This is a genomic window from Arthrobacter sp. Y3225116, assembly GCF_059091245.1.
The window spans coordinates 1-4,066 of sequence record NZ_JBNHGL010000248.1 but is presented as its reverse complement, the minus strand read 5'-3'; the positions used below and the strand labels follow the sequence as shown (position 1 = coordinate 4,066).

Annotated in this window: 3 protein-coding genes; all 3 read right to left on the bottom strand. The window is 68.3% G+C overall.

Annotated elements, in window-relative coordinates:
* Positions 1–40 precede the first annotated feature (40 nt).
* The gene (locus AC5RV2_RS15430; RefSeq protein WP_494093063.1) at positions 41–202 is read right to left on the bottom strand and encodes a hypothetical protein; all 162 of its coding nucleotides are present in this window, start codon (positions 200–202) and stop codon (positions 41–43) included.
* 2 nt (positions 203–204) lie between these two features.
* On the bottom strand, positions 205–2,079 hold the full coding sequence (dnaK, locus tag AC5RV2_RS15425) for a molecular chaperone DnaK (protein ID WP_494093062.1): 1,875 nt from the start codon (positions 2,077–2,079) through the stop codon (positions 205–207).
* A 146-nt stretch (positions 2,080–2,225) separates the two neighbouring features.
* The coding region (locus AC5RV2_RS15420) for an MMPL family transporter (protein WP_494093061.1) at positions 2,226–4,066 on the bottom strand (1,841 nt) is incomplete at its 5' end.

Below are 4,066 nucleotides of genomic sequence, written 5' to 3'. Positions count from 1 at the left end.
CTGTCCGGCCTCAAGACGTGGCTGGAGACCGGCGAGAAACTCACCACACCCGGCTCCCTGATGTACACCTGAGCACCGGCCCGGCGTCCCCCGTTGCTCCCGCGGCGCCGCGGACCTGTCCGGTTTCCGGATCGATCTTGCGGTTGTCGCGGAAGTTCACCGGCTCGCTCTGGTGTTCTTCTTCGTTACCCTTTTCGGCCATGGTTACTTCTTCTCGTCTTCGTCGACCACTTCGGCGTCCACGATGTCCTCGTCGGCCGCGCCGGAGCCGGCATCGGAGGAACCGTCACCGGCGGCCGCACCGTCACCGGCCGCGCCGGAGGCCTGCGCCTGCGAGTAGATAGCCTCGCCCAGCTTGGTCTGGGATGCCTGCAGCTTCTCGAACGCGGCCTTGACCTCGTCGTCGTTGTCCTGCTTTTCCAGTGCGGACTTCAGGGCATCGACGTCGGCCTTGACCTCGGTCTTGACCTCTTCGGGCAGCTTGTCGTCGTTGTCGGCGAGCAGCTTGTCCACCGAGTAGGCCAGCTGCTCGGCCGAGTTGCGGACGTCGGCGGCCTCGCGGCGCTTCTTGTCCTCGGCGGCGTGCTCCTCGGCCTCCCGCACCATGCGGTCGATGTCATCCTTGGACAGCGCGGTGCCGCCGGTGATGGTCATCGACTGCTCGGCGCCGGTGCCCTTGTCCTTGGCGGACACGTGCACGATGCCGTTGGCGTCGATGTCGAAGGTCACCTCGACCTGCGGCACGCCCCGCGGCGCCGGCGCGATGCCGGTGAGCTCGAAGGTGCCCAGCGGCTTGTTGTCGCGGGTGAACTCGCGCTCGCCCTGGAAGACCTGGATGGCCACGGAGGGCTGGTTGTCGTCCGCGGTGGTGAAGGTCTCGGACCGCTTGGTCGGGATCGCGGTGTTGCGCTCGATCAGCTTGGTCATCACGCCGCCCTTGGTCTCAATGCCCAGCGACAGCGGGGTGACGTCGATCAGCAGGACGTCCTTGCGCTCGCCCTTCAGGACGCCGGCCTGCAGGGCCGCGCCCACGGCCACGACCTCGTCGGGGTTCACGCCCTTGTTCGGCTCCTTGCCGCCGGCCATTTCCTTGACCAGTTCGACGACGGCGGGCATGCGGGTGGAACCGCCGACCAGCACGATGTGGTCGATGTCGGAGACCTTGATGCCGGCTTCCGTGATCACGTCATGGAACGGCTTCTTGGTGCGCTCGAGCAGGTCCGCGGTCAGATCCTGGAACTTGGCGCGGCTCAGGTGCTCGTCCAGGTGCACCGGTCCCTCCGGGGTGACGGAGAGGTACTGCAGGGAGATGTTGGTGGAGGAGGCCGAGGACAGTTCCTTCTTGGCCTGCTCTGCCGCTTCCTTCAGGCGCTGCAGGGCGATCTTGTCCTTGGACAGGTCGGCGCCCTTGGACTTGGCCTGCTGCAGCAGGAAGTCGACCACCCGCTGGTCCCAGTCGTCGCCGCCGAGGCGGTTGTCGCCGGAGGTGGCGCGGACCTGGATGGTGGAGAAATCGTCCTCGTCCTTGCCGACCTCCAGCAGGGACACGTCGAAGGTGCCGCCGCCGAGGTCGAAGACCAGGATCAGTTCGTCTTCCTTGCCCTTGTCGAGGCCGTAGGCCAGGGCGGCCGCGGTGGGCTCGTTGACGATGCGCAGCACGTTCAGGCCGGCAATCTCGCCGGCTTCCTTGGTGGACTGGCGCTCTGCGTCGTTGAAGTACGCCGGCACGGTGATCACCGCGTCGGTGACCTTCTCGCCCAGGTAGGACTCGGCGTCGTGCTTGAGCTTCTGCAGGATGCGGGCGGAGATTTCCTGGGCGGTGTAGTTCTTGCCGTCAATCTCCACCTTCCAGTCGGTGCCCATGTGGCGCTTGACCGAGGCGATCGTGCGCTCGATGTTGTTGACGGCCTGGCGCTTGGCGATCTCGCCGACCAGCACCTCGCCCGACTTGGAGAACGCGACGACGGACGGCGTGGTGCGGCCGCCCTCGGCGTTGGCGATGACGGTGGGTTCACCACCCTCCAGAACTGAAACAACGGAGTTGGTGGTTCCGAGGTCGATACCTACTGCACGAGACATACGCGTGTCCTTCCTTTGCGGCCGCCGAAACGGCCTGGATTACTGTGGCGGCCCGACCCCCGGGCGTACCCGGGCGGCGCCGCGGTGAACGGCAGCCGATGTGAGCCTTCTGCACTCAAGTTTACTCGGGCGACGGGCTTTGTCAATCAAGTTGAGCGTACCGGACTCAAGTTTAGCTCCGCCGTGTCCCGTGAGAGGCCCCGCCGGGACAGCCTGGCCGGCCACCAGATTTTCGGTCCGAGGTCGTAGGAAAGTGCCGGGATCAGCAGCGACCGCACCAGGACCGTGTCCAACAGAACCCCGAACGCCACGAGGAACGCCAGCTGGACCAGAAACAGGATCGGGATCACCGCGAGCGCGGCGAAGGTCGCCGCCAGCACCACCCCGGCCGAGGTAATGACGCCGCCGGTGGAGCCCAGCCCCCGCAGGATGCCGGGCCGGGTGCCCAGCCGCAGGGACTCCTCGCGCACCCGGGTCATCAGGAAGATGTTGTAGTCGATGCCCAGCGCCACCAGGAACACGAAGCCGAACAGCGGCACCGACGCATCCGCCCCCGGGAAGCCGAAGACATGGTTGAAAACCCACGCCGAGACCCCCAGGGCCGTGAGGTAGGACAGCGCCACGGACAGGACCAGCAGCACCGGGGCCAGGATCGAACGCAACAGCAGGATCAGGATGAGCAGGATGACGCCCAGCACCATCGGGGTGATCTTCAGCAGGTCGGCCTGCGCCGTCAGGTTGGTATCCAGCGCCACCGCGGTGACGCCGCCGACCAGCGCGCTTGGATCGGCGCCGTCCAGCGCCCCGCGCAGGTCGGCAACGGTGCCCTCGGCGGCTTCGGAGTCCGGCACGTCCCGGAGCGTGGCATTGATCAGCACCCGGCCGTCCAGTTCCACCACCGCGTCGCCGCGGGTGTAAAACTCCGCGGACGCCACGCCCTCCTGGTCGCTGACCACGTCCAGCACCTCGTCCCGCACGGCGGCATCGGCGACGACGACGGCGGGGCTGCCGGTGCCGGCGTCGAAGTGCCGGCCCAAGGCCTCCTGCCCGTCGGCGGAATCGGTCTGCACCATGACCAGCTCCGACTGCGGCACGCCGTGGGCCTGCAGTTGCAGCACGCCCAGCGCCCCGGCCACCAGGACCAGCACCGAAGCCAGCCAAGTCACCCGCGGCCTGCGGGCAACCAGCCGGGCCACCTGCAACCAGAGCCCGCGCAGGCCCTCGGTGCCGGCCACGGGGCGGTCGGGCCGCGCGCGGTGCAGGTGGTGGCCGGGGCGGGGCACGATCGGCCAGAAGGCGGCGCGGCCGGCCAGCAGCAGCACTGCGGGCAGGAAGGTCAGCGCGGCCAGTACGGCGAACACGATGCCGATCGCGGCGATCGGCCCGAGGCTGCGGTTGGAGTTGAGGTCCGAGAACAGCAGGCAGAGCAGGGCCAGGATCACCGTGGCGCCGGAGGCGGCGATCGGCTCGACCGAACCCCGGTAGGCGGTTCTCATCGCCGCCCATTTCGACTCCTGCCCGCCCAGCGCCTCGCGGTAGCGGGCCGTCAGCAGCAGGGCGTAGTCGGTGGCGGCGCCAATCACCAGGATGAACAGGATCCCCTGGCTCTGCCCGCTGAGTTGGATCCAGCCCTGCAGGGCGAACCAGTACACCACGAGGATGGCCGTGCAGAGGGCGAACACGGAGGTGAGCAGGACCAAAAACGGCAGCAGGACCGCGCGGTAGACCAGCAGCAGGATGACGAACACGGCGCCCAGCGCCACGGCCAGCAGGAGCCCGTCGATGCCGCCGAAGGCCTCCACCAGATCGGCGATAAACCCGGCCGGCCCGGTCACATAGCCCGTGGCGGAAGCCGGGAGCTCTGCCGCCAGCACGGCGCGCAGGCCGGCGACCACCTCGCCGGCATCCAGGTCCTCGGGCACCGGGACGATGAACTGCAGCGCTTCGAGGTCTTCGGACGGAATGGGGCCGACCACCCCGGCGGCGC

Excerpts from the sequence above, each read along its gene's own strand:
- AC5RV2_RS15430 (WP_494093063.1), bottom strand. The coding sequence starts at position 202 with ATGGCCGAAAAGGGTAACGAAGAAGAACACCAGAGCGAGCCGGTGAAC.
- dnaK (WP_494093062.1), bottom strand. The coding sequence starts at position 2,079 with ATGTCTCGTGCAGTAGGTATCGACCTCGGAACCACCAACTCCGTTGTT.